Annotated in this window: 14 protein-coding genes and 1 pseudogene; 5 read left to right on the top strand and 10 right to left on the bottom strand. The window is 70.8% G+C overall.

All coding sequences use genetic code 11. The features are described from left to right. Nucleotides 1-190: 190 nt before the first annotated feature. Nucleotides 191-1021: a cold-shock protein gene (locus K7957_RS20540; RefSeq protein ID WP_223011606.1), complete on the top strand. Its 831-nt coding sequence runs from the start codon at nt 191-193 to the stop codon at nt 1019-1021. A 141-nt stretch (nt 1022-1162) separates the two neighbouring features. Continuing rightward, nucleotides 1163-1990, top strand: coding sequence for an endonuclease/exonuclease/phosphatase family protein (locus K7957_RS08950; protein WP_223011607.1), 828 nt, complete (start codon nt 1163-1165; stop codon nt 1988-1990). A 150-nt stretch (nt 1991-2140) separates the two neighbouring features. Here K7957_RS08950 and K7957_RS08955 read toward each other — a convergent pair whose 3' ends face one another. The 5 genes and pseudogenes from K7957_RS08955 to K7957_RS08975 form a co-directional block, all read right to left on the bottom strand. Beyond that, the gene (locus tag K7957_RS08955) at nt 2141-3241 is read right to left on the bottom strand and encodes an arabinan endo-1,5-alpha-L-arabinosidase (RefSeq protein ID WP_223011608.1); all 1101 of its coding nucleotides are present in this window, start codon (nt 3239-3241) and stop codon (nt 2141-2143) included. Between the two features lie 63 nt (nt 3242-3304). Next, complete coding sequence (locus K7957_RS08960) at nt 3305-6211, bottom strand: TonB-dependent receptor (protein WP_223011609.1); 2907 nt, start codon at nt 6209-6211, stop codon at nt 3305-3307. Nucleotides 6212-6723: 512 nt separating this feature from the next. Then, nucleotides 6724-7770: pseudogene (locus tag K7957_RS08965) on the bottom strand (glycoside hydrolase family 43 protein); the annotation flags it as partial. Between the two features lie 11 nt (nt 7771-7781). Then, nucleotides 7782-9350 (bottom strand): alpha-N-arabinofuranosidase, encoded by a 1569-nt coding sequence (locus K7957_RS08970; RefSeq protein WP_425517185.1) that lies wholly within the window; start codon nt 9348-9350, stop codon nt 7782-7784. A gap of 103 nt (nt 9351-9453) precedes the next feature. After that, nucleotides 9454-10647 (bottom strand): carbohydrate porin, encoded by a 1194-nt coding sequence (locus K7957_RS08975; protein ID WP_223011611.1) that lies wholly within the window; start codon nt 10645-10647, stop codon nt 9454-9456. 602 nt (nt 10648-11249) lie between these two features. Between K7957_RS08975 and K7957_RS08980 the strand changes: the two genes are divergently transcribed. The 3 genes from K7957_RS08980 to K7957_RS08990 are packed head-to-tail and all read left to right on the top strand — an operon-like array spanning nt 11250 to nt 13173. Then, nucleotides 11250-11834 carry an EF-hand domain-containing protein gene (locus tag K7957_RS08980; RefSeq protein WP_223011612.1) on the top strand — a complete coding sequence of 195 codons (585 nt, stop codon included), beginning with the start codon at nt 11250-11252 and terminating at the stop codon, nt 11832-11834. Continuing rightward, nucleotides 11831-12979 (top strand): tRNA guanosine(34) transglycosylase Tgt, encoded by a 1149-nt coding sequence (gene tgt / locus K7957_RS08985; RefSeq protein ID WP_223011613.1) that lies wholly within the window; start codon nt 11831-11833, stop codon nt 12977-12979. The genes K7957_RS08980 and tgt overlap by 4 nt, the downstream gene beginning before the upstream one ends. After that, nucleotides 12976-13173, top strand: coding sequence for a hypothetical protein (locus K7957_RS08990; RefSeq protein ID WP_183922385.1), 198 nt, complete (start codon nt 12976-12978; stop codon nt 13171-13173). The genes tgt and K7957_RS08990 overlap by 4 nt, the downstream gene beginning before the upstream one ends. A gap of 114 nt (nt 13174-13287) precedes the next feature. On the opposite strand, the gene K7957_RS08995 is transcribed toward K7957_RS08990, so the two are convergent. The 5 genes from K7957_RS08995 to K7957_RS09015 all read right to left on the bottom strand — a co-directional run bounded on the left by K7957_RS08995 (nt 13288) and on the right by K7957_RS09015 (nt 23874). Beyond that, the gene (locus tag K7957_RS08995) at nt 13288-14007 is read right to left on the bottom strand and encodes a GDSL-type esterase/lipase family protein (protein WP_343228354.1); all 720 of its coding nucleotides are present in this window, start codon (nt 14005-14007) and stop codon (nt 13288-13290) included. After that, a complete protein-coding gene (locus K7957_RS09000; protein WP_223011614.1) occupies nt 14004-15488 on the bottom strand; it encodes a carboxylesterase/lipase family protein in 1485 nt (494 codons plus the stop codon). The genes K7957_RS08995 and K7957_RS09000 overlap by 4 nt, the downstream gene beginning before the upstream one ends. A gap of 239 nt (nt 15489-15727) precedes the next feature. Next, entirely contained in the window at nt 15728-19132 is a 3405-nt protein-coding gene (locus tag K7957_RS09005; protein ID WP_246616849.1) for a glycosyl hydrolase 2 galactose-binding domain-containing protein, read from the bottom strand. Between the two features lie 46 nt (nt 19133-19178). Further along, nucleotides 19179-20687, bottom strand: a complete 1509-nt coding sequence (locus K7957_RS09010) for a tryptophan halogenase family protein (RefSeq protein ID WP_223011616.1) — start codon at nt 20685-20687, stop codon at nt 19179-19181. Between the two features lie 58 nt (nt 20688-20745). Further along, nucleotides 20746-23874 carry a TonB-dependent receptor gene (locus K7957_RS09015; RefSeq protein WP_223011617.1) on the bottom strand — a complete coding sequence of 1043 codons (3129 nt, stop codon included), beginning with the start codon at nt 23872-23874 and terminating at the stop codon, nt 20746-20748. Nucleotides 23875-24061: the final 187 nt, after the last annotated feature.

Consider the following 24061-nt stretch of genomic DNA (forward strand, 5'->3'; position numbering starts at 1 on the left):
CGCGGGATAAGAAGCAAGTGATTGGCCCATCTGCGAAGAAAAGACTCGCACAACGATTCGACGGCGCTGGATTGTTCGGCTATGACGGGCGATGCGGCGCAATAGGATATGCGCCCGGGGAACCGCGTTCGCCGTCCTGCGCGTGGTCTCGTTGAGAATGTTCGGGCGGACCGGGAAGACGAACAGGGTTATGGGTTACGACAAGGGCGGCCGCGGCAATCGCGGCGGACGTGGGCGCGACAAGCGCGACGGTTTCGGCGGCGGCGGTGACGACTTCGGCGGCGGCGGCGGGTTCGGTGGCGGCGGCTTCGGTTACGAGGACCGCGGCGGCTTCGGCGGCGGCGGTGGCAATCGCGGCTTCGGCGGCGGTGGCTTCGGCGGCGGCGGCGGCGGTGGTCGCGGCTTCGGTGGTGGCGGCGGCGGGTTCAGCGGCGGCGGTGGTGGCGGCTTCGGCGGCGGCCGCGGCATGCCTCCCCAGGTCGTCGGCGAGGGCACCGGCGTCGTCAAGTTTTTCAACGCGCAGAAGGGTTTCGGCTTCGTCGTGCGCGATGACGGCGGCGAGGACGTGTTCGTCCACATCTCCGCGGTCGAGCAGGCCGGCCTCGCCGGCCTGGCCGAGGGTCAGCCGCTCGGCTTCACCCTGGTGGATCGCGGCGGCCGCATCTCGGCGACCGACCTCAAGATCGAGGGTGAGCCGATGCCGGTGACGGATCGCGCTCCCCCGCGCGAGGGTGGCTTCGGCGGTGCAGCGGGCGGCGGTGCCGGTGGCGCGCGCGGCGGCGGCGCCCCGCAGCGCCAGCTGACCGGCGAGAAGGCCACGGGCACGGTCAAGTTCTTCAACGCCATGAAGGGCTTCGGCTTCATCCAGCGCGACGACGGCCAGCCCGACGCGTTCGTCCACATCTCGGCGGTCGAGCGCGCCGGCATGCCGACGCTCAACGAGGGTGACCGGCTGGAGTTCGAGATCGAGGTCGATCGTCGCGGCAAGTACGCCGCGGTGAACCTCTCCTCGTCGAGCTGATCGGCTCGCCGAACGGCTGAGAGAAGCGGCCCGCCCGACCTCGTCGGGCGGGCCGTTCTCGTATCTGCGCCGCGCCGATCGTCGCGTGGCGCTTGCCCCCGCCCCCGCACTCGCGCATCGCGGCGGGGAGGGAGCCCTGCCATGATCGAACGCCTTCGCCTCGCCCACGCCGCCGCGCTCGCGCTCGTCGCGCTCACCGGCGCCTGCGCGCCATCGCTCAAGGTCATGACCTACAACGTCCGCTACGCCTCGGACGACGGGCCGCAGCCATGGCCGTCGCGCCGCCTCGCCGCGATCGCGATGCTGCGCCGCGTCCACCCGGATGTGATCGGCACACAGGAACTGCTCCAGCGCCAGGGCGATGACATGGTCGCCGCGCTACCGGAGTATCGCTGGTTCGGGCGCGACCGCAGGGGTGCCCACGTGGACGAGCATATGGGCATCCTCTACCGCACCGACCGGCTGACGCTGCTCCGCCACGGCGACTTCTGGCTCTCCGACACGCCCGAGGTGGTGGGTAGCCAGAGCTGGGGCACCGACCTGCCGCGCATGGCCAATTGGGGCGAGTTCGCGCTGAAGCGCGATCCCCGGCGCCGCTTCCTGCTGGTCGACACCCATCTCGCGCATCGCGACCAGGACGATGGCGCGCGCGACCGCGCCGCCGCGCTGCTGCTCGAGCGCATCCCGACGATCGCGCACGGGCTGCCGGTGGTGCTGACCGGGGACTTCAACGCCACGCCCGACAGCGCCGCCTATCGTCGCCTCGCCGCGGCGATGACCGACGCCTGGGGAAAGCGACCGGGCGGCCTGAGCTTCCACGATTTCACCGGCGTCGCGGACCGGCGGATCGACTATATCTTCCTCGACGGTGCGCGCGCGAGCGGCACCGCGGTGGTGACCGACCGGCCCGGCGGGGTCTATCCGTCCGACCATTTCCCGGTCACCGCCAAGGTGACGCTGCTGCGCTGACCGACCGCGCGGGGGACAGGCGTGTGATCCGGCTGGTGTGAGCCAGCGAGGTGCTCCTGCGAACGCAGGAGCCCAGTGCCTCGAGCGTCGCGCCTGCGGCCCTGGGCTCCGGCGTTCGCCGAGCTCGAGTCCATCGAGGTGGATCAGGCGCTAGCGCGCCGTCGGCCAGCCGTCCGGATCCCAGGCGAGCGGCTGGATCTGCAGCGTCGGCGCGCCGTTCCGCCGCGTGTCATAGGCGTGGTAGACGATATAGTCGCCGTCGGGGCGCTGCAGGATCGCGGCGTGGCCGCGCCCGACATAGCGGTCCCCGGACCCCTGCCCCGAGGCGAGCACCGGCGTGCCGCCGCCCCTGAGCATCGCGGTGCCGGCGCGGTCGACATAGGGCCCGGTCGGCGCGGCGGACCGGCCCACCACCGTATTGTAACTGCTCGCCGCGCCGCGGCAGCAGAAGTCGAACGAGGCGAAGAGATAGTAGAAGCCGCCGTGTCGGATCACGAACGGCGCCTCGATCGCGCCGGGTGCCGGGCGCGCGGCGAGGCTGCGCAGCGGATCACCGTCGCGCCGCTTGCCCGTGGCGGGATCGAGCTCGATCAGCTTGATCCCGCTCCAGAAGCTGCCGAAGACCAGCCATGACCGCCGGTCCGCGTCGGTGAAGGCGTTCGGGTCGATCGCGTTGTAATCGTCGGTCACGTCCGACCGGATCACCGGCCCCTGGTCGACCCAGTGGGCGGCCGGCGCGGCGGGGTCGATCAACGTCGCGGTGGCCAGGCCGATCGCCGAGCGATTGCTGCCGAAGGTGCTGATCGAATAATAGAGACGGTACTCGCTGCCGGCCTTGGAGATGTCGGGCGCCCACATGCCGGACGCGCCGGGTACCGCGCGCGCGGCCCACGCGGGCAGCGCGGCATAGGAGCCTCCGCGCAGCGTCCAATGTTTGAGGTCGTCCGAGGTGCGCAGGCCGAGCAGCCCGGCGGCGTCTCCGGCGTTGCCGGTGGTGAAGAGATAGAAGCGGCTTTCGTCGGCGAGGATCGCGGGATCGTGGACCGGACTGATCGCGCCGGTGAGCGCGATCGAACCGGTCGCGGGAGCCGGTGCCGGCGTGGGGGTCGGCGGGGGGCTCGGCGCGGGGGCCGGCGCCGCTGCCACCGGTGCGAGCGCCGCCGCGCCGTTGCCTCCGGTGCCGCCGCACCCCGCCAGCAGCGCGCTCGCACCGGCGAGCGCCGTCGCGGCGCGCCTCGTTCTGCTCGCCATCGTCTCTCTCCCCGCGTGACGTGACGCGGGCGGGGCCCGTGACCCTCGCCCGACGACATGCGCTCAGTCGAACGTGTAGCGCACGCCGATCGCGAAGGTGCGCGGGATCAGCAGCGTGCCCAGGTTGAACTGGTCCTGGTTGCCCGCCGAGTCGAAACGGTAATATTCCTGCTGCTTGGCCTTGGTCAGGTTGGTCGCGTCGAAGGTCAGGCCGAGATCGTCGGTGAGCTTGGCGGTGAGCTGGAAATCGAGGCTCTTGTCGGGCCGGCGCCACACGCCGATCGGGTTGGCGAACAGCGCGGCCTCGTTGCGCTGTAGGAACTCCTTGCGCCACACATAGGAGAGGCGCGCGCCGATCGGCCCGTGATCATAGGCCAGGGTCGCGTTGTACGAGAGGTCGGAGACGCCGAAGAAGGACGAGCGCAGCTGCCCCACCACCGCGCCCGACTCGTCGAACTCCGGCACGTTCTGCGACGAGTCGAGGATCGTCACGCTGCCCTGCGCGCCCAGGCCGTCGAGGAAGCTCGGCAGATAGTGCGGGAAATAGACGAAGCCGAGCTCGGCGCCTTTGAGCACGCCGTTCGACGCGTTCTCGGGGCGGTTGACGACGAAGCTGCTGGTGTTGAGCCCGGTGTCGAGCACGGTCACGCGCGAGCGCGCGCCGACCACCAGCCCGTCGATCTCGCGCCGGAACAGCGTGCCGTACAGCGCGCTGTCGCGGTCGAAATACCATTCCAGGCCGAGATCGTAGTTGGTCGACTGGGTCGGGCGCAGGTTGATGTTGCCGCTGCTGCCAGTGCCGTAGCCGACGCTGGTGAGGTCGCCGGTCAGGTTGTAGTTCGGGTTGAGATCGCCGAACGCCGGGCGACGCAGCGTTTTGCCGAAGTTGAAGCGGGCGCGGAGCGTCCGGGTGATGTCGTAGCGGAGCGTCGCCGAGGGCAGCAGCTTGCTGGTGGTCTGCGAGCCGCGCAGCTGCGCGCCCGCGCTGTAGCGGTCGACGAAGGTGAAGTCGGTGTCGACGTCGACGTAGCGGGCGCCCGCCTCCAGGCTCAGCGGCCGGCCGAAGATCGAGAGCTCCGCGTCGGCCTGGATATAGGCCGACATCGTCTTCTCGCTGATGTCGAACACGCGCGTGAGCGAGAGTTGGTCCGCGGTGAGGATGTTGGGGAATTTGGTCTGGTACAGCCGGCGGATCTCGTCGGTGTTGTTCCCGAGATAATAGCCGTTGGCATTGACCCAGGAGGTCGGCACGTCGGCCTCGCCGTCGAAGAAGCCCTTGTTGACGTAGCGCAGGCTGTCCGAGAGCGTCCCGAAATTGACGCCGAGTCCGCCGTTCGTGTCGGCGGCCTGGGTGCGCACCTCGCTCGCCGCCTTGCGCGCGTCATAGCGCAGCCCGGCCTTGATCTTGCGGAAGAAACCCGAGTCCCACGACTGGTCGGCGTCGACCGTGGCGGTGAAGGCCGAGCCGGTGTCGCGGTTGGCATTGTCGTAGAACTCGCCCGCGGTCCACTGGCCGGGGTCGAGCAGCAGCGCGTTGTCGCTGAAATTGTACGAGGGAATGCCGTCGCGCGCGTTGAAGTCGACGTCGATCCGGCTGGCGACCCGGTTGATCCGCATCGCGGTGAAGGTCGTGTCGTTGCGGCTTGTCTGATAGGCCGCGTCGGCGACGATCTTGCCGTCGCCGACGTCCCACTTGCCGTTGAGCGCGTAGACGAAGCTGTCGGTGGAGGTGCGCGTCAGGTCGCCGCTGTTGAAGCCGAACACGTCGCCGACGCTGCGCGTCTTGATGATGTTGGTCTCGGGATAGAGCGAGATCGTCGAGCCGGGATCGGCGCCGAGGCTGCCCCACCAGTCGACGAACGAGAACATCAGGCTGTTGTACGTGGTCTGGCGGAAGCCGCTCCAGAAGAACTCGGCGGTGTAGGTCGAGCTGGCATTGGGCGACCATTGCAGCGCGGCGTTCACCGCCGGGCGCTCGCGCTTGCCGTAGAGGTCGCCGCTGAACACCGCGTCGCGCGAGAGATAGTAAGGCGTGTCGACCCCGTTGACGAGCATGGTCGAGCCCGGCGCATAGGGCAGGCCCTCGCGCGTGCCCGGGGACCAGGCGCCGAGGCCGGGTGCGGCGGGCGCGAAGCCGGTCGCGCTGTCCGCGTCGGGGGCGAGCGGGAAGATGCGCTGGAGCGGGGTCAGCCCCGATCCGGCCGGCGGGTTCTCGGTGGCGAAGGGCACCTGCGCGCCGGCGGCGACCGACATGGTGCGGAACTTGGTCCGCGCATAGCTCGCGTTGACGAGCACGCCGACGTCGCCGATGCCCGTCTCCCAGCGGTCGCTGATCAGCGCCGAGACGTTCGGATTGAACGTATCCGCCTGCTCATTGTAGATCCCGCGCGCCACCGCGGAGATCGCGAAGCCGTCGAAGTCGAACGGGCGCCGCGTGAACACGTCGATCTGGCCGGCGAGACCGGTCTCGATCTGGTCGGCGGCGCGGGTCTTGTAGACGTCGACCCGCTTGACGAGGTTGGCGGGGATGTCCTGCAACGCGAACGACTGGCCCGTCGTGGTGAAGATGACTCGGCCGTTGAGCGTGGTGAGCGGGTCGGAGAGACCGCGGATCGACAGCGCGCCCGCCTCGGCGTTGCCGCGATCGGTGACCTGGACGCCGGTGACGCGCTGGAGCGCCTCGACTACGTTATTGTCGGGCAATTTGCCGACATCCTCGGCCACGATCGAGTCCACGATCTGAACTGAGTCGCGCTTGACGTTGAGCGCGCCGATGATCGAGGCGCGCACGCCCGTGACGACGATGTCGTCGGCGCCGGCCGCGTCCTCCGACGGGGTACCGCCCGGCGCGGGCTGCGACTGCTGCGCGGCGGTGCCGGGCGCGAGCGGCGCGTCCTGCGCCGCGGCGGCACTCGCCAGCAGCAGCGATCCCGCCGAGACCGACACCAAGAAAGCGGCTCTCATCGCCATCATCCCCTCCCTCACGCTGCTACCGGGCGCCTGCTGCACCTTCTAATACTCCGACATATGCCTGTTCGAAGAGACTGGCAAGCGCGATTGTGGATGGGGCGGCGAGCGAGGCTGTTCGGGTATGTCGCCGGTGTATCAAGCATTCACGCTCTAGTCCCGCTGCATAGACCCAGGCGGTCGCTTGGGATTAGTCCGACAGTCCGCGCAGACGCACCTCGAACCGGGGTGGGCCGCGGAGTCAGCTCGTCGAGAGCGGCCCTCGCGCGCATCGTCTCACTCGCGCGACCGCACCTGTTCGGCACGGCATGCCCGATCGGCGACGTGTGCCGAGAAGGAACGCTGCGCCGCCGCGAACGGACGATCTCGGCGACGCTGCCCGCGCGATCCGGGCGGCCCGCCGTGACGGTGGGGTCGCCGGACCCGCGCCTGTCGACGGCTCCAGATCGGTTAGGTCTGCCGGGACACCGGGCGCGGGCGCGAAGCCCGCGCCGCCAGGCGTGTCAGCCGCGCGCCAGCGGCCCGTTCGCGACCGGCGGATCGAACAGCGGCGTGCCGTCCGCGGCGTAGCGGATCGGCTGGACGCGCGTGTGGCGATTGGGGTCGAACAGCGGGTCGCCCTCGATCGCCTCATAGTCGCGCGCGTGGAACACCAGCATGTCGCGGCCGCGCTCGTCGACGGTGAAGCTGTTGTGTCCGGGGCCGAAGATGCGGTGCGCGCGCGAGGTCTTGAGCACCGGCGCGGGCGACTTCGCCCAGCTGCGCGGGTCCATGATGTCCGCGTCGTCGCGCGCGGTGAGCATGCCCAGGCAGTAGCGCGCGTCGGTCGCGCTCGCCGAGTAGGTCAGGAACAGCCGGCCGTTGCGCGCCAGCAGCGCGGGCGCCTCGTTGACCTTGAAGCCGCGGATCTCCCAGTCGAGCTCGGGCACCGAGAGGCGCGCGGGCGTGGCCGCGAGCGTCAGCGGCGTCTTGAGCGGCGCCAGGTAGAGGTTCGAGTTGGTCTCGATCCCCGGCTCGCGCTGCGCCCAGGCGAGATAGCGCGTGCCGCGATGGACGAAGCTGGTCGAGTCGAGGTTGAAACTGTCCCACGGCGTCTCGAGCTGGCCCAGCACCCGCCAGCCGCCCGTCATCGGGTCGGCGCCGTCGCACACCACGGCGTAGGTGCGGATGCGGAACACGTCCTCGCCGCCGCCGCTCGGGCCGGCCGCGAAATACATGATCCACTGGCCGCCGATCAGGTGGAGCTCGGGCGCCCACAGGAAGCCCGACATCGGCCCGCTCTTCTCGTGCCGCCACAGCACGCGCTCGGCGGCGGTCGAGAGGCCGGCGAGCGTGCGCGCGCGGCGCAGCACCAGCCGGTCGTACTCGGGGACCGAACCGGTCATGTAATACCAGCCGTCGGTATGACGGAACACCTGCGCGTCGGCGCGCTGGCGGACCAAAGGGTTGACGATCGTGTCCGCCCCCGCTCCCGCCGCACCGCGCCGGCGCTGCGCCAGCGCGGGCAGCGCCGCCACGCTCGCGCCGCCCGCGAGGACGAGGCGGCGCGAGAGCGATGTCATGCCGTCCTCGCTCACTGCAGCGTCAGCATGACGACCGACTTGGCCGGCAGCGTGACGCTGAGCTGCCCGCCGGCCACCTGCGCGCCGGTGAAGGCGGCTGGGGCGACCGCGTTGGGCTGGTCGAAGGTGTTGACCGCGTTGATCGCCGGCGCGGTCAGGATCTGGCCGGTCGCGCCGCTGGCGTTGAGCCCGGCGAGCGCGGCCTGCACCGTGACCGCGCGGTTCGGGTCGGCGTTGGCGAGCGCGACGTGCACCACCCCCGCCTTGTCGCGCACCGCCGAGGCGCTGACCGCGGGCATCACATACTGGTCCTTGTTGTACCAGGGCGACTTGAGCTCGATCGGCAGCACCGTGCCGTCGATGTACGGCTTGTACATGTGGAAGACGTGGTAGGTCGGCGTCAGCACCATCTTGCTGCCGTCGGTGAGGATCATCGCCTGTAGCACGTTCACCATCTGCGCGATCGCGGTCATGCGGACGCGGTCGGCGTGCTTGGCGAAGATGTTGAGGTTGATCGCCGCCACCAGCGCGTCGCGCAGGCTGTTCTGCTGGCGCAGGAAGCCGGGGTGCGTGCCGGGATCCTGCGCGTACCAGGTACCCCATTCGTCGACCGCGAGGAAGACGCGCTTCTTCGGATCATATTTGTCCATGACCGCGCTGTGGCGCGTGATCAGCTCCTCCATCTTCCAGGTCTTGGCGAGCGTGTCGGCCCAGCCGGCCTCGTCGAAGTCGGTCGCGGAGGCTTTGGGCGGCCAGCCACCGCCGCCCGGCACGGTGTAATAATGGAGCGAGAGGCCGTCGAGCTGCTCGCCCGCCTCGCGCATCATCACCTCGGTCCAATTGTAATCGTCGCCGTTCGCGCCGGAGGCGATCTTGAGCACCTTGGTGCCGGCCGGTGCCTTGATGAAGGTGGCGTAGCGCTTGGTCACGTCGGCGGCATATTCCGGGCGCATGTTGCCGCCGCAGCCCCACAGCTCGTTGCCGATGCCGAAATAGGGCAACTTCCACGGCGCCTTATGCCCGTTGCGCGCGCGCTCGTCGGCGAGCGTCCCGGCGGGTGAGGTGACATATTCCACCCATTCCGCCATCTCCTGCGGCGTGCCGTTGCCGACGTTGCCGGAGATATAGGGCTCGGCGCCGACCTGCTCGACCAGCTCCATGAACTCGTGCGTGCCGACGCTGTTGGGCTCGGTCACGCCGCCCCAGTTGGTGTTGATCTTGACCGGGCGCTTGTTCTTCGGGCCGACGCCCTCGCGCCAGTGATATTCGTCGGCGAAGCAGCCGCCGGGCCAGCGGATCACCGGCACCCCCAGCTCCTTCAGCGCGCCGATCACGTCGTTGCGGAAGCCGCGCGTGTTGGGGATCTTGCGGTCGTTGCCGACGTAGAGGCCGCCGTAGATGCCCTCGCCGAGATGCTCCGCGAACTGGGTGAAGATGCGCTTGTCGTAGGTCGGCCCCGGCTGGTCGCCGTGCACGGTGGCGGTCGCGGCGGGCGCGGCCGTCTCCTGCGCGATGCCCGCCGCCGGCGCGAGCGCCGCCAGCATCAGCGCGCCGGTGAGCGCGAACACACGTCCCTTCATCCCATCCTCCCGTTGGTCGGCGGCGCGTTCCCCGACGCGGCTCACCCAGATCACGATTACTCAGACATTATGAGCGCGCCCGCCCGAACGCAACGACTTTGCGTCAGCGCCCGACCTTGACGCGCAGCGCGAGCACCAGCGCGTCGGGCGTGCCGCGCCGGCCGCTCGGGTCGACGACATATTGCGCGTCGGGCTCGAGGCTGAGCCACGGCGCTGCGACCCAGCGATAGGCGCCCTCGAGCACCAGCTCGCGCGCGGTGGTATCGGCGATCGCGCGGTGGCGCTCGCCGAACCAGGCGCAGGCGAACGACACGCCGAGCTGGTCGTCGTCGCGCCCACGCCACGTGCCCGAGCGCACCAGCCCGCCGCCGAGATAGCGCGCGATCGCGTTGTAGCGCGGGTCGGCGACGCCGTAGCGCAGCCAGCCGCTCACCCCCGCGCCGCCGCGCGTGTCGCCGACGAGCTGGCGCTCGGCCAGCACATAGCCGCCGCCGTTGCCGCGGCCGCGTGCCGCGGGCGCGCCGATCGGCGCGAATGCGGCGGTGTAGCGCCAGCCGCCGATCGCCACTTTGGTCGCGCGGTCGAGCCAGCCGAGCTCGCCGACCAGCAGCGCGCCGTCGGCGCGACGAAGGCGGATCGCGGTCGCCGCCGGGCGGTCGGGATCGCCCGGCACGCCGTCGAGCACCGCGGCGTGGAACAGCCAGTGCGTCCCGAAGCCGATCTCCCCGCGCAGCGCGAGCGAGGTCACCGGGAAGATCGATGGTCCCCTGCGCCCCGACTGCGCCAGCTCGGGGCCGACGCCGTGCGACGACAGGCGGAACAGTCCGCCGCTCACGGTGGTGTCGAACTCGGCGTTGAGGTTGTACAGCCCCGCCTTGACCGAGCCGCGACGACCGATGTCCTGCTCGACCCAGGCCTCGAACAGGCGGGTGGCGGGCACCGCGGTCTCGATGTTCGACACGCCCTGCGAGTCGCCGCTGAGCGCGGAGAGGCCCACCCCGGTGTCGCGGATGACATAGCCGAAGGCGCGCGCGCCGTGCCAGCGGGCCAGCCGCTCCAGGTCGAGCGCGGCCTGCAGGTCGAGGTTGTCGAGGTAGCGCGCCCCGCGCGCGCGTCCGCCGGCGACGTCGGCGGCGAGGTCGGCGGTGTAGACCGCGGAGAGCGTCAGCGTGCCGTCGCGCCGCTCGTTGGCGGAGCGCGGATAGCCGGTCGGGCGCTCGTCCTGCGCGCGCGCCGGGGCGGCGATCAGCGTCAGGCACGCGAGCGGCAGCGCGATGCGCGTCGATCCGGCCCCCATGTCGCCCTCCGCTTCCCCCTGGCGCGCGGCGCTTAGCCGAGCGCGGGCGGGGCGAACAGGGGGTGGCAGGCGGGCGGTGCCTTGGCGGGGCTCGGGTGGATGGCGGTGGTGAGACGCACGGATGTCCCCCACTTCGCGCCCGGCTCAAGCCGAGAACGAGCGCGCCGTCTGCGGCGGGGCCGGTGATGGTAGCGATGGCCCGGGCAGGATGAGCGGCTGATGGCGCTTGGGGCAACTCCTCAGATCCTCCCCGCTCGCGGGGAGGATCTGCGATGGACCACGGACATGCATCACCGCTGCCGCTGTCCTACACCGCGCAGGCCTGCCACACGCACGGCCGCTGTGTCTCATCGTCGCCGGCCGCCGTCGCCGTCAGCGACGCCTGTTCAACAAGATCCCCGACCGCCCGCGGCGGACTCAAGGTTCGCGCGCACCGCGCCAACGACTCAACATTCGCAACATTCGCGCCCCCGCGGCAACCACCGGCACGGTGACAACACGCCTGCTCCGCCACTTGGCCGACCGACGCGCTGTCGCCCTCCACCGTCGCGCGACCGCCCGCCCCCTTGGCCCGCGCCGCCGCTTCTGCCACGGACGGCGGCATGTTCGCGTTCGCCCTTCTCCTCGCCGCCGCGCCCGCGCCGCTCCCGCAGCAGGAGGGCGAGACGGTGACGGTGCGCGCGCCGCTGCCCGCCGCGCCGCAGACCCCCGCCACGCTCGTCGCCGAGCCGGTGGCGATGATGATCGCGACCTTCGATACGAACGGCGACGCGATGGTCGATCGCGCCGAGCTGGAGGAGGGCGTTCGCCGCTCGTTCGAGGCGATCGACACCGCCAAGACCGGCAAGCTGCGCTACATCGCCTTCTCCGACTGGGCGCTGCGCTTCCTCGGGGACCAGCACGCGCTGCCGAGCCCCTATGAGGTCGACCGCGACGACGACGATGCGATCACGCTCGACGAGCTGGAGAATCATTTCTCGCGCCTGTTCGCGCGCTACGACCGCGACGGCGACCATCTCGTCAGCCGCGCCGAGCTGCTGACCTATCGCACCATGCCGGTCGACGCCCAGGGCCCGACCGCGGGGCGCCGGCCGCCGAAGAAGGACAAGGGCGACAAGCCGAAGGACGAGGGCCGTCGCGGCCCGCCGCCCGCGGACCGCGACGATCTGGCCGGAGGCGCGCGATGAGCGCCGCGCCGCGCTTCGCCTTCCAGGTCGACGCCACCGACGGCGCCGCGCGCACCGGCGCGATCCGGATGGAGCGCGGCACCATCCGCACCCCCGCGTTCATGCCGGTCGGCACCGCCGCGACGGTGAAGGCGATGAAGCCCGCGGACGTCGAGCGCGCCGGCGCCGACATCATTCTCGGCAACACCTATCACCTCATGCTCCGGCCGGGCGCGGAGCGGGTGGCGCGGCTCGGCGGGCTCCACGCCTTCATGGGCTGGGAGCGACCGATCCTGACCGACTCGGGCGGCTATCAGGTGATGAGCCTCAGCGAGCTGACCAAGCGCTCGGAGGAGGGCGTCGCCTTCGCCTCGCACCTCGACGGCACGCGTCACCTGATCACGCCCGAGCGCTCGATCGAGATCCAGCGGCTGCTCGGCTCGAACATCGTGATGGCGTTCGACGAGCTGGTCCCCACCACCTCGACCCGCGAGGTGCAGGCCGCGGCGATGGAGCGATCGATGCGCTGGGCCAAACGCAGCCGCGACGCCTTCGACGGCGGCGGCGCGCACGCCGAGCACAGCGCGATCTTCGGCATCCAGCAGGGCGCGCTCGACCAGGGGCTGCGCCGCGCCTCGGCCGACGCGCTGGTCGACATCGGCTTCGACGGCTATGCGATCGGCGGGCTCGCCGTGGGCGAGGGACAGGCGGCGATGTTCGGCTGCCTCGACTATGCGCCGGCGCAGCTCCCCGCGGACAAGCCCCGCTACCTGATGGGCGTGGGCAAGCCCGACGATATCGTCGGCGCGGTCGAGCGCGGGGTCGACATGTTCGACTGCGTGATGCCGACCCGCTCGGGGCGCACCGGCCAGGCGTTCACGCGCGACGGCCCGATCAACATCCGCAACGCGCGCTTCAACGAGGACCAGGCGCCGCTCGACCCGGACTGCGGCTGCGCGGTGTGCGCCACTTGGACTCGCGCCTACCTCCACCATCTGGTTCGCAGCGGCGAGATCCTCGGCGCGATGTTGATGACCGAGCACAACATCGCCTTCTATGAGGCGTTGATGGCGGACCTGCGCGCGGCGATCGCGCAGGGCGTGCTGGCGACGTTCGCCAACGCGTTCCGCGCGCGTTATGGCGCGGGCAAAGGAGAGTTCCGATGAGCGACCAACCCAACGAGATCCTCGCCGAAGTGGCCGCCGCCAAGGCGCATGAGGAAGCCGGCGCGGGCAAGGCGGCGCAGCAGCGCCGCGATCGCCGCTGGCAGGGCGGCAAGACGTGGCTGGCGGCCGGCATCGGCTCGGCCGCGGTGGCCGCGGCGGTGCTGTTCGCCAACTCGCGGCGCGACGAGAAGTAAGCGAGGTTCCCTATCGCTCGTGCTCCGGCGCATGCAGGAACCCAGGGCGGGCAAGCGTAGCGCTGGTGCCACTGTGCTCCTACCTTCGCGAGAGCACAGTGGCCGGACACCTCGCTACAGCTTCATCCCGCGCAGCACCGGCTCGATCACCGTCGCCATCGCGTCATAGCCCTGCTCGGTCGGGTGGACGCCATCATAGGCCAGCCCCGGACGCATCCCGCCGGCCGCGTCCGCCAGCACCGGGGTGTAGTCGACGAAGCGTGCGCCCAGCCGCGGCGCGGCCTCGCGCGCCCAGGCGTTGAAGGCGCGGATCGGCGCCACCGTCTCCAGCCCCGGTCGCCACGGGAAGTTGGCCGCGGGCGGGATCGAGCCGAGCAGCACCGCGATCCGATTGGCGCGCGCGAGCTGCACCATCGCGGTGACGTTGTCGCGCGTCTGCCGCGGCGTCATCGGGCCGGTGTTGCCGGCGATGTCGTTGGTGCCCGCCATCAGATGGAGCGCGCGCGGGCGCAGCGCGACCACGTCGGCCATCACGCGCAGCACCATCTGCGGCGTGGTCTGCCCGCCGATGCCGCGGTTCACGCGCCCCGACGTGAAGAAGCCTGGTCGCTTGCTGCCCCAGCCCTCGGTGATCGAGTCGCCGAGGAAGACGATACCGACCGCCGCGCGCGCCTCGATCAACCGGCGGTTCTCGGCGGCGTAGCGGCCGAGCCACGGCCAGTCCTCGTGGAGCCGGCGCTCGGCGGCGTCGTCTGCCGCGGTGGCAGGGGCGGTGAGCGCCCCGGCGGCGATCCCACCGGCGACTCCCAGCAGCGCGGCGCGTCGATCGATCACAGCGAGTCTCCCCAGCGGCACACGTCCTCGACGGGTGGGACGGCGACGCGCGCGCCGGCGGCGTCGAGCGCCAGATAGGTCTGCGCCGCGTCGGCCGCGGGCCAGACCGACAGGCCGGCACCGTTCGGGTCACCCGTCTTCACGAAATTGGCCCAATAGTCGATCAGGCGGAGCGCGCCCAGCGGCTGATCGGCGTAGATGAAGGGGATCTCGAGCGCGTGCCGTGTCGGCGCGCCGGTGGCGCTGCCGTCGAACAGATAACGCCACACCTTGCCGCCGCGCCGCGCCATCGTCGCGGCGAAGCGTTGCGCCGGGCAGCGGAAGGTCGCGTCGGTGGCGATGCGCTGGTCGCGCGTGCCGTCGCGGTCGGTCGCGCCCGCGCGCGGCTCGGGCTGGTCGAGCCGGTAGAAGCGCCGCGCCTCCGCCTCGCGGCCGGGATAGCTCAGCGCGACGAAGGCGTCGCGGCGCGTGTGCCCGCCGGGCAGGTCGAGTTCGATCCGGTTGGTGCCGATCAGCACGTCGACGCCCGGCGCGGCGGCGAGCAGCCGGTCGGGCGCCTCGGGGAAGACGGTGCCGTCGACGGTGGTGCGCAGCCAGCGGTAGCTGTCGTCGGTGAGCGACTGGTCGTGCGTCGTCTCGCCCGCGACGAGCAGCGGCCAGGCCGCGACCGACCGCATCGCGGCGGCGTCACCGCGCGCGCCGAGTGCGTCATCGACCTGGTCGCCGAGCCGCAGCGCCTCCTCGCGCGAGCGCCACGGCAGGCCGAAGCCCGGGGTGCCGCTCTCCATGATCGCGCGGCGGAACAGCCCGCGCGCGGCGGGCGCGGCGACGAGCAGCCCGACGTCCTGCGCGCCCGCGCTCTCGCCCGCGATCGTGACTCGGTCGGGATCGCCGCCGAAGCGCGCGATATTCTCGCGGACCCAGCGAAGGGCCGCGATCTGGTCCTGCGTCGCGAGGTTGCCGCCGCCCGCGCTACGGTGGTGGAGGAAGCCGAGCGCCCCGAGCCGGTAGCGCACGCCGACCATGACGATCCCGCGCGCCACGATCGGCGACTCGGCCATGTCACCGGGCGAGCCGGCGTAATTGGCGCCGCCGTGGATCCAGACGAGGACGGGGCGGCGCCCGGTGAGCGCCTCGGTGCCGACGTCGAGCGTCAGGCAGTCCTCCGACTGGTGGAGGTGATCGGCGCGGTTCCAGCCATAGTCCTGCTGGGTGCAGGCCGGCGCGGTGGCGGCGGCGTCGCGCACACCCGGCCAACGCGCGGGTGGCGCCGGCGGCGCGAAGCGGCGCGGCGCGAGCGGCGGCGCGGCATAGGGGAGGCCGCGGAAGACGAGGTGGCCGCCGGCGCTGGTACCGCGCACGCTGCCGAGGCTGGTGCGCGCGACCGGGGCGGCGGCGGCGACGTGCTCCTGCGGAGGTAGAGGCCTAGGGTCACGCGCGCCGGCGTTCGCGGTGCTGGGTTCCTGCGCGCGCAGGAACACGGTGCCTGTAGCGGGCGGCGAAGCGCCACCCGCGCCCAACTCCGTCGTCCCGGACTTGGTCCGGGATCCACCGTTCCGCACATAAATCGCGCGGGAGGTGCGCGGCGACGTGGTCCCCGGAACAAGTCCGGGATGACGCGAGAGGATGGGCGCGTGAACGTCGGTCAGCACGCGGACGTCGGACGCCTTCGCCGCAGTCGTCGCCCCCACCAGCGCCATTGCGGCGAGCAGCGCGCGCCTCACTTCACCGCCACCTTGCTCTCGCGGACGTTCCAGCCCGCCAGCGTCACCGCCGCCGCGGTCGCGCCGGCGGCGGGGTAGCGGATCGCGATCACCTTCTTCTCCCCCGGCAGCAGCGCGACGTAATTGTCGTCGTAATAGGCGGGCAGCACGCGCTTACCCGCGGCGTCGACCAGCGTCAGCTTGGCGTTGAGCGCGGGCACGGCACCGTCGTTGCCCAGCGTCACCCGCACGACCCGGTCCTCGCCCTCGGTCGCGCTCTCCACCGAGGTCGCCAGCGCCACCGGCGCGAGGTCGTTGAGCGCGCGGTAGGCGCCCTCGTCGCGCCCGCGCCAGTAGACGTTCTCCGACACGGTCTTCCCCGCGCCGTCGCTCAGCACCAGCTTGACCAGCACCATCGGGTGCTCGGCGAAGAGCCGGTCGAGCGGCACCGCCGCCAGCGTCGTCGCGGCGTTGGCCGCGGCGTCGAGCCGGTCCTCGCGCGCGAACAGCGCGCGATTGTCGAGCCCGACCACGCTCACGCGCGCGGTCAGCCCCGGTGCTGCGGCCTGCGTCGTGTTGAGCACCACCAGTTCGTTGCCGGGCAGGTTGAGCTGGACATGGAGCGGCTCGGTCGCCTTCTTCGCGCCGTAATAGGCCGCGTGCGTGTCATAGTCCCAGGAGTAGATCTGCCACGCGTTGGACGGCCAGGCGGGATGGGTCATCCACAGCAGCCGCCCCGAGTTCTTGGTCCAGAGATGGCCGAGGAAGCCCTCGTACATCGCCTTGTGCGTCTCGAGGTTCATCATCTGCGCCTTGCGCTCGAAGTCGGCGAAGCTGGTGCCCGCGCCGAACATCCGCTCGAGCGTGGCGGTGAACGTCTTGGTGTCGCCGTTCCCGCTCACGTGCCAGTCGTGATAGGCCAGCACGTCGCCGAGTGGCCAGCGGTCCGCCGCGGGCACGTAGCTCGCGATCGACTCCGCGGTGGACAGCGACGGCGTCCCGGTCTCGACCGAGAAGCCGGTGGCGAGATCGGTGAAATAGCCGACCGGCGGCCGGTAATTGTACGGCCCCGAGCCCTGCAGGTTGACCACGTTCGAGCTGCCGGTGAACCAGCGCGTCCCGTCCAGCTCGAACACCGCCTGGTCGAGCCCCTCGTTGAGCGTGGGATAGGGCACGCCCTCGTTGCGGCCGAACCACAGCACGATCGAGGGATGGTTGCGGTAGCGCGCGATCGTGTCGCGCGCGTTGGCGAGGAAAAGTGAGGGGTCGTCCGGCTCGACCTGAAAGTTCTGCGTCGACTGCCAGAAATCGTTGAGCACCATCATGCCGTTCTCGTCGGCGAGATCGAAGAACTCCTCCTCGTCGTTGTTGCCCATCCAGTTGCGTATGACGTTCATGTGCGCCTCGCGCTGGAGCCGGAAGAAGGGCTTGAGCCAGTCGTAGCTCACGCGCTTCATCGCGTCGTCCATGCCCCAGTTGCCGCCGCGCGCGGCGATGCGCACGCCGTTGACGCGCAGCGTGAGGTGCGGCTCGGGCAGGGTCTCGGCGATCGGCGTCACCGCCTTCGAGGTCGCGCCCGCGGGCGTGAGCGACTCGGCCCAGCCGCGCGGCGATTCCTTGATCGCGCCGTGGCGCACGTCGATCAGCCTGGTGCCCGCGAGCGCGCCGTCGGTGGTCTGGACGTTGACCCGGCGCAGCGCGCCCGCGGGGTCGAACAGCGAGAGATCGTAGCTCACCTCACGGATGCCGAAGCGGCCTTTGCGCAGGTCGGATACGCCCGCGGCGTCGCTCACCTGATAGGTGACGTCGTAGAGATGCGGCGCGCCATAGCCGTTCGGCCACCACAGCTGCGGGTTCGCGACGCGCAGCTGCGGGAAGTCACGCGGGGTAAAGGCGACCTCGCTATGCCCCGGCGCGGCGGTGACCTGGCGCTCGACCGTGATACCGCCGAAGGCAACGCGCACCGTCACCGGCGCGGCGGCGCCGGCGTTGTCGAGCGGCACGGTGACATAGACGTCCGCGCTGTCGGTGCGCGGCAGCGGCAGGTCGGTGACGACGTGCGGGTCGCCGATCTTCACCGCGCCCGTCGCGACCAGCTCGACCGGACGCCAGATGCCGGTGTTGCGGTCGCGGATGCCGGGGATCCAGTCCCATCCCTCGGTGGCGACGAAGGTGGGGCCGTCGATCGCGAGCTGGCCGCCGTTCTCGCCGACGCCCGCGACGACCGACTGTTCGTGCGGGATGCCGGGGTGCGGCGGCGGCGAGACGCGCACCACCACGACATTCTCGCCCGCCGCCGGCGTGTAGGCGAACTGCCCGCGGATGAACGCGCCGCGCGTCGTGCCGAGCCGCTCGCCGTTGGCCCACACCTCGGAGGCGTAGTTGATGCCACCGAAGACGAGCGTGAGCCGCTTGCCCGCCGCCTCGGGCGGGACGGTGAAGCTCGTGCGGTACCAATAGTCTTGCCGCGCGAGCCGCTCGGGGATCTGGAGGTTGTTGAGGCCGTAATAAGGATCGGGATAGACGCCGCGGTCGACCAGCGTCTGGAGCACCGTGCCCGGCACGGTCGCGACGCGCCACGCGTCACCCTTGGCCGCACCGGGGCGCGACAGCGCGGCGCCGTCACCGGCCACCTCGGGCGCGGCGGCGAGCTGCCAGCCGTTGAGCTGCCAGTGGCCCGGCGCGGTCGGCTGTACCACGGGCCGCTGCGGCACGGGTTTGACGACAGGCTTGGTCGTCGCGTCGGCGCGCGACCGGGGGAGCGTCCAGGCGTCCTGCTGGACGGTGAGCCCGATATTGGCGCTCTTCTGGAACGGCCAGCCGACGCCGATCTCGGTCATCTGCACCGTGTCGAAGTCGGGGCGGGTGCGCGCCGCGGCGGCGAGCGCGCGCGCGTCGGTCGCGCCGCTCTCCGCGGTCGCACCGACGAGCGCGCCGCCGAAATGCGTCGCGCCGGGTGGCGCGATCGCGATCACGGGCGTCACCGCGGTCGCGCGCGCCGCGCCACTACCGACACGGTGCCCATCGACGTAGAGCGTCGCCCGCGCGCCATCGGACACCGCCGCGACATGGACCCACTTCCCCGGGGTCAGCGCGGGCCCGCGGACCGTCGCCGCGCCGTCGTGCAGCGCCAGCCGGCCGCCGTCGAGCAGCAGCGCGCGCTGCGTCGGCGCGGCGCCGAGCGCGATCAGCGTGACCGCGCCGTCCTGCGCCGAGTCGGGGCGAACCCAGGCGCTCAGCGTGTAGGGCGCGCCCGCCGCGGCAAGCGCGTCGGCGCGCGCGAGCGGGCGCTCGATCCCGATCCCGCCCGCCAGGCTGCGGACGTTGTACGGCCCACCGTTACCCGGCACGTCGGCGCGCGCCGCGATCGTCGCGCCCAGCGTCAGCCCGGTCCCCGCCAGCAGCCATGCCGCCCGCCTCATGCTCGACCCCATCGTCTCTCTTCCCGGTTCGCGCCGCGGCGCTCTGTCACTGCCCCCCGCCGGCGACGCGGCGAAGGAAATCCTGGTGCGGCTCGGCCAGCCGCAGTGTGCCCGCGATCGCCTCGCGCATCCGCGTCAGGCTGTCGGTGAGCGTCGCGACGTCATATTGTTCCGCCATCGGCGACGGGCGCGGCGGCAAATCGTCGAAGCCCGCGTAGAGGCTGAGCCAGCTCGGGTCCTGGAACGTGTCCCACTCGCGCCGAACGAACTCGCCCGCGGCGCGCCACGCGTCGAGCTTGGCCTGGAGCCCGTCGGTCGGCGGCACCGCGCGGATCGCGTCCCAGAAGGGCTCGCCCTCACGCCGGTTGGGCAGATAGTGCAGCAGCAGGAAGTCGCGGATCCGCTCGAACTCGAGCACCGACTGGCGGTTGTAGGTCGCCGCGAGCCGCGGGTCGAAGCCCTGGTCGGGGAACAGCGGCGCGAGCCGGTCGAGCCCCGACTGAATCAGCGAGATACTGGTCGACTCGAGCGGCTCGAGGAAGCCCGAGGCGAGCCCGAGCCCGACGACGTTCTTCTCCCAGAAGCGCGCGCGATGCCCCGCGGTGAAGCGCAGCCGGTTGGCGGGCGCCAGGGGCTCGCCCTCCAGGCTGTCGCGCAGCAGCGCCTCGGCGTCGTCGTCGCTCGTAAAGTCGGAGCAATAGACATAGCCGTTGCCGGTGCGGTGGCGCAGCGGAATATGCCACTGCCACCCCGCCGGGCGCGCCGCGGCGGTGGTGAGCGGGCGATGCGGCCCCGACGCACGGCACGGGATCGCCACCGCGCGGTCGCACGGCAACCAGCGGCGCCAGTCGACGTAGGGCACGCCCATCGCCTCGCCGAGCAGCAGGCTGCGGAATCCGGAGCAGTCGATCCATAGATCGCCCTCGATGCGCATCCCGTCCTCGAGCCGCACCGCGTCGACGGTGCCGCGCTCGCCGTCGCGCAGCACCTCGGTGATCCGGCCCTCGACGTGGCGGACATGATTGGCGAGCGCGAGCCGCTTGAGCAGAGCGGCGAACTTGGAGGCGTCGAAGTGGAGCGCGAAGTTGAAGACGCCGAGATCGTTGGCGGGTCGCTCCGTCGGCGGCAGGAACAGGTCGCGCTCGGCCAGCTGGGTGGCGAGGCAGTAGGCGCCGAGCGGGGTCGGATCGCCCGCCTGGCGGAGCTTGAGCCAGTAATGGTGGAAGGCGACGCCGCGCGCCGCCACGCCGTAGAGGCCGAACGGATGGAAGAAGTCGTGGCCGTCGCGCTGCCAGTCGCGGAAGCGGATGCCGTATTTGATCGTGCCCTCGGTCTCGCGCAGCACCTCGGCCTCGCCGAGTTCGACTGCCGCGAGAAAGTCGCGGATCGCGGGCACGGTCGCCTCGCCGACGCCGACCGTGCCGATGGCGGCGCTCTCGACGACGGTGATGGCGAGCCGAAGATGGGCGAAGCGGCGTGCCAGCCAGGTCGCCGCCATCCAGCCGGCGGTGCCCCCGCCGACGATCGTGATCGAGCGGATCGGTGCGTGCGTCATGATGCGTCCCTCACCCGCCACCGCTCCTGCCCGAGGGCGGGAGCGGTGACCAGGGCGATCAGAAGCGGACGCGCGCGCCGGCGATGAAGCGCCGCTCGTAGATGTTCTCGTACAGCACCTGATCGGGCCAGGTGAGATAGTAGCGCTCGGTCTCCGCGGTCAGGTTGGAGGCCTGGCCGTAGAGGGTGAGGAACGAGGTCACGTCATACGAGATCGAGGCGTCGAGATAGTTGGTCGGCTGCTGATACTGCGCGAGGCCGTCGATCCCGCCATAGTTGGACGACACCAGCCGCTTCGAGCGGTAGTTGTAGGCCACGCGCGCCTGCAGACCGTATTTCTCGAACCAGAGCGCGGCGTTGATCTGGTGCTTCGAGTTGTCCTGGAACGGCTGGTTGTTGCCGGCCAGGTCGACGAGGCCGGCGTCGCCCAGCGACAGCGTGTAATTGGCGTCGACGCCGAAGCCGCCGAACAGCCCGTTGACGCCGTAGTCGGCGAGCGACTGGCGCGCCGAGAGCTCGATCCCCTTGAGCGTGCCGCCCTCGCCCTGGCGGAAGGTGTTGGTGACGACCTGGCGGCGGATCACGCCGTCATTGTCGGGGATGTCGCTGCGCAACTCGGTGGTGCGATCGATGAAGCTGTCGACCGCGATGTAGAATGCGCCCGCCGCGATCAGGCTCGACCGACCCGTGTAATATTCGAGGCTGCCCTCGACGTTGGTGGCACGCCACGGGTTGAGGTTGGGGTTGCCGAGCGAGTCGGCGGTACGCGCCTCGAACAGGTTGGTCGCGGTGTTGATCGCATAGTTGATGTTGAGACCGCCGCCCCATTGCTGGAAGTCGAGCAGCGTCATGGTCTTCGAGAAAGCGGCGCGGGCGCGCAGCTTGTCCGTCACGTCGAAGGCGACGTTGATCGACGGCAGGAAGTCGGTGAACTCGCGCTGCGTGCGCACGTCGCCCGCGTCCACGCCCGCGACGCCGTAGGGCTGCGGCACGCCGACGATGTTCTGCCGCACGTTGAGGCGCGTGTTGACGACCTGCAGACCGCCGTTGGCGCGGAACGGCATGCCGAGCAGCTCGCCCTCGCCCGACACCTGGGCATAGCCCGAGATCTGGCGCGTGTTGACGTCGAACGACAGCGCCGGGTTGATGACGTTCACGCTGCCCGGGTAGAATTTGTTCTGCCAGGCCTCGCTGTCGTCCATCGCCTTGGGATCGAGCGCCCACAGCGTCGGCGCGCCGGCGGCGGGGAGCTGGTATTGCTTGATCTGGCCGGCGAAGATCGGGTCGGTCGCCTGACGCGTCAGCCCGGCGGTGTAGCCGCGGCCCTGCGCGTCGAGGACGGGGCAGTATTTGTCGTCGAGGTTGACGTCGAACGCCTTCCACTTGACGAGACAGCCCGCCGCCGGGTTCGCCGGATTGTCGGTGTTGCCGGCATAGACCGGCGAGGCGCGGTCGAAGGTATATTGGTTGACGCTACGCTCGCCGTAGCGTGCGCCGAAGGCGATCTTGAGCTCGTCGTTGGGCTGCCACTCGCCGTCGGCGCGCAGCGCCCAGATGTCGCCCTTCTGGTAGACGTTGCCCTCGGACGAGACGGTCTTCAGGCCGTAGCGCGAGGCGTCACCCGCCTGCGCGAGGAAGCCGGGCGAGAAGCCGAAGACGGGCGTCCCGCTCGAATAGTCCACCGTCGCGGTGTCGCTGTAGACCTGGTAGCCGGTCGGGTTGAAGGTCCGGTCGCCGCCGACCGAGGCGGGGTAGTTGCCGAGCCCGCCGTTGGCGACGCCGGTGCTCCGCGGTGTGCCGTCGGCCTGATAGCCCCACTGGCGGCCGTTGGTCAGGCTGAACTGGGTGTACGACTGGTCGCGGTCGCGATTGGCCTTGCCGTAGATGCCGCGCACGGTCGCCTTGAACGTGTCGCTCGGCTTCCAGTCGAGCTGCACGTTGTAGTTCTGCGACTCGCTCTTGGTGCGGAAGGTCTCGGAGTAGCTGTCGAAGCTCGGCAGCGCGTAGGTATATTGCTGGACGGTGTTGACGTTGTAGCCGCCCGAGGTCGCGCCGGTGTCGCGCGACTTGGTCGGCGAGAAGGGCGACGACAGCCAGTCGATGTTCTGGAACTGGAAGCCGGCGGTGCGGTCATACTGCGTCTGGCGCGTGTAGAAGCCGTCCGCGGTGAGCCGCAGCGCGTCGTTGATCTCGAACTGGAACGACGCGTTCGCGCCGAAGCGCTGGCGGTCGGTGATGCGGTTCCACGCGGTGTGCGACTGCGGCGTGATGAACGCATCGTTGGCGTCGCCGTCGCCGTTGACGTCGTAGCCGGTGATGTTGCCGCTCGCGTCGCGCACCGGCGTGCCGCGGCTGACGCCGTTGTTGCCGACCGCGAAGTCGCCCTGGTTGGTGGCGCTGCCCGACTCGTTGCGCAGCGCGACGCCATAGTCCTGCACGCCGCGAAAGCTGTTCGCCAGCGTCAGGTCGCTGTACGACGCCGACACCAGCAGCCCGACGCGGTCGCCGTGGAAGGCGATCAGCCCGTTGAACGACGGGTTCCACTTCTCGGTCTTGTCGCCATACTGGCCCTCGCCCGCGGCGGAGAAGGTGAGGCCCTGCTTGAGGTCGAACGGGCGCCGCGTCAGCAGGTCGATCGTGCCGGTGAGGCCGGCCTGCTGGAGCGAGGCGGTGGGCGACTTGAACACGGTCGCGCCCGAGAAGAGCTGCGACGGGATGTCGGTGAAGTTGGGCTGGACCGTCGTCACCGAGTTGGCGCCGAGGAACTGCTCACCGTTGAGCAAAGTGGTCACCTGCGGCAGGCCGCGAATGTTGACCGCGGCGCCCTCGCCGGCGTCGCGGCGGATCTGCACGCCGGGGATGCGCTGGAGCGAGTCGGAGATGGTGACGTCGGGCAGCTTGCCGATGTCCTGCGCGCTGATCGCCTCGACCACGCTGTCGGCGTTGCGCTTGACCTCGATCGCGCGCGCCTGCGAGGCGCGGATGCCGGTGACGACGATGTCGGCGGGTTCCTCGCCGGCCTGATCCGGCGCCGCGACACGGTCGGGATCGGTGGTCGCAGCGTCTCCGGTCGCAGTGCCGGCGCCGGTCTGCGCGATCGCGTCGAGCGGCAGCCCGAGCAGCCCCACCAGCGACACGGCGGCGAGCAGCTTCGCGCGGCTCGCGTTCAACCCATTGAGCCCCTTCATAAATCCCCTCCTTGGCAGACGCGCTCTTCGGCGATACGTCAATTAAATTGATTTAATCTGAGGAAGCGCTGACGCTGTCAAGGAGCTAACCCGGCCAGACGACGGATGATGTGAACGTTCTCCCCGTACAGTGCATTTCCTCGGTCGAATGTGGCGGAAATGGCACAGTAGCTCGTCGCTACCGCCG

The organism is Sphingomonas yunnanensis, assembly GCF_019898765.1.
Lineage (GTDB): Bacteria > Pseudomonadota > Alphaproteobacteria > Sphingomonadales > Sphingomonadaceae > Sphingomonas > Sphingomonas yunnanensis.

Coding starts and splice junctions, on each gene's coding strand:
- K7957_RS08975 (WP_223011611.1), bottom strand. CDS start 10,647: ATGGGGGCCGGATCGACGCGCATCGCGCTGCCGCTCGCGTGCCTGACG.
- K7957_RS20540 (WP_223011606.1), top strand. CDS start 191: ATGGGTTACGACAAGGGCGGCCGCGGCAATCGCGGCGGACGTGGGCGC.
- K7957_RS08990 (WP_183922385.1), top strand. CDS start 12,976: ATGAGCGACCAACCCAACGAGATCCTCGCCGAAGTGGCCGCCGCCAAG.
- K7957_RS08970 (WP_425517185.1), bottom strand. CDS start 9,350: ATGAAGGGACGTGTGTTCGCGCTCACCGGCGCGCTGATGCTGGCGGCG.
- K7957_RS08980 (WP_223011612.1), top strand. CDS start 11,250: ATGTTCGCGTTCGCCCTTCTCCTCGCCGCCGCGCCCGCGCCGCTCCCG.
- K7957_RS08950 (WP_223011607.1), top strand. CDS start 1,163: ATGATCGAACGCCTTCGCCTCGCCCACGCCGCCGCGCTCGCGCTCGTC.
- K7957_RS08960 (WP_223011609.1), bottom strand. CDS start 6,211: ATGGCGATGAGAGCCGCTTTCTTGGTGTCGGTCTCGGCGGGATCGCTG.
- K7957_RS09015 (WP_223011617.1), bottom strand. CDS start 23,874: ATGAAGGGGCTCAATGGGTTGAACGCGAGCCGCGCGAAGCTGCTCGCC.
- K7957_RS08955 (WP_223011608.1), bottom strand. CDS start 3,241: ATGGCGAGCAGAACGAGGCGCGCCGCGACGGCGCTCGCCGGTGCGAGC.
- tgt (WP_223011613.1), top strand. CDS start 11,831: ATGAGCGCCGCGCCGCGCTTCGCCTTCCAGGTCGACGCCACCGACGGC.
- K7957_RS09010 (WP_223011616.1), bottom strand. CDS start 20,687: ATGACGCACGCACCGATCCGCTCGATCACGATCGTCGGCGGGGGCACC.
- K7957_RS09005 (WP_246616849.1), bottom strand. CDS start 19,132: ATGAGGCGGGCGGCATGGCTGCTGGCGGGGACCGGGCTGACGCTGGGC.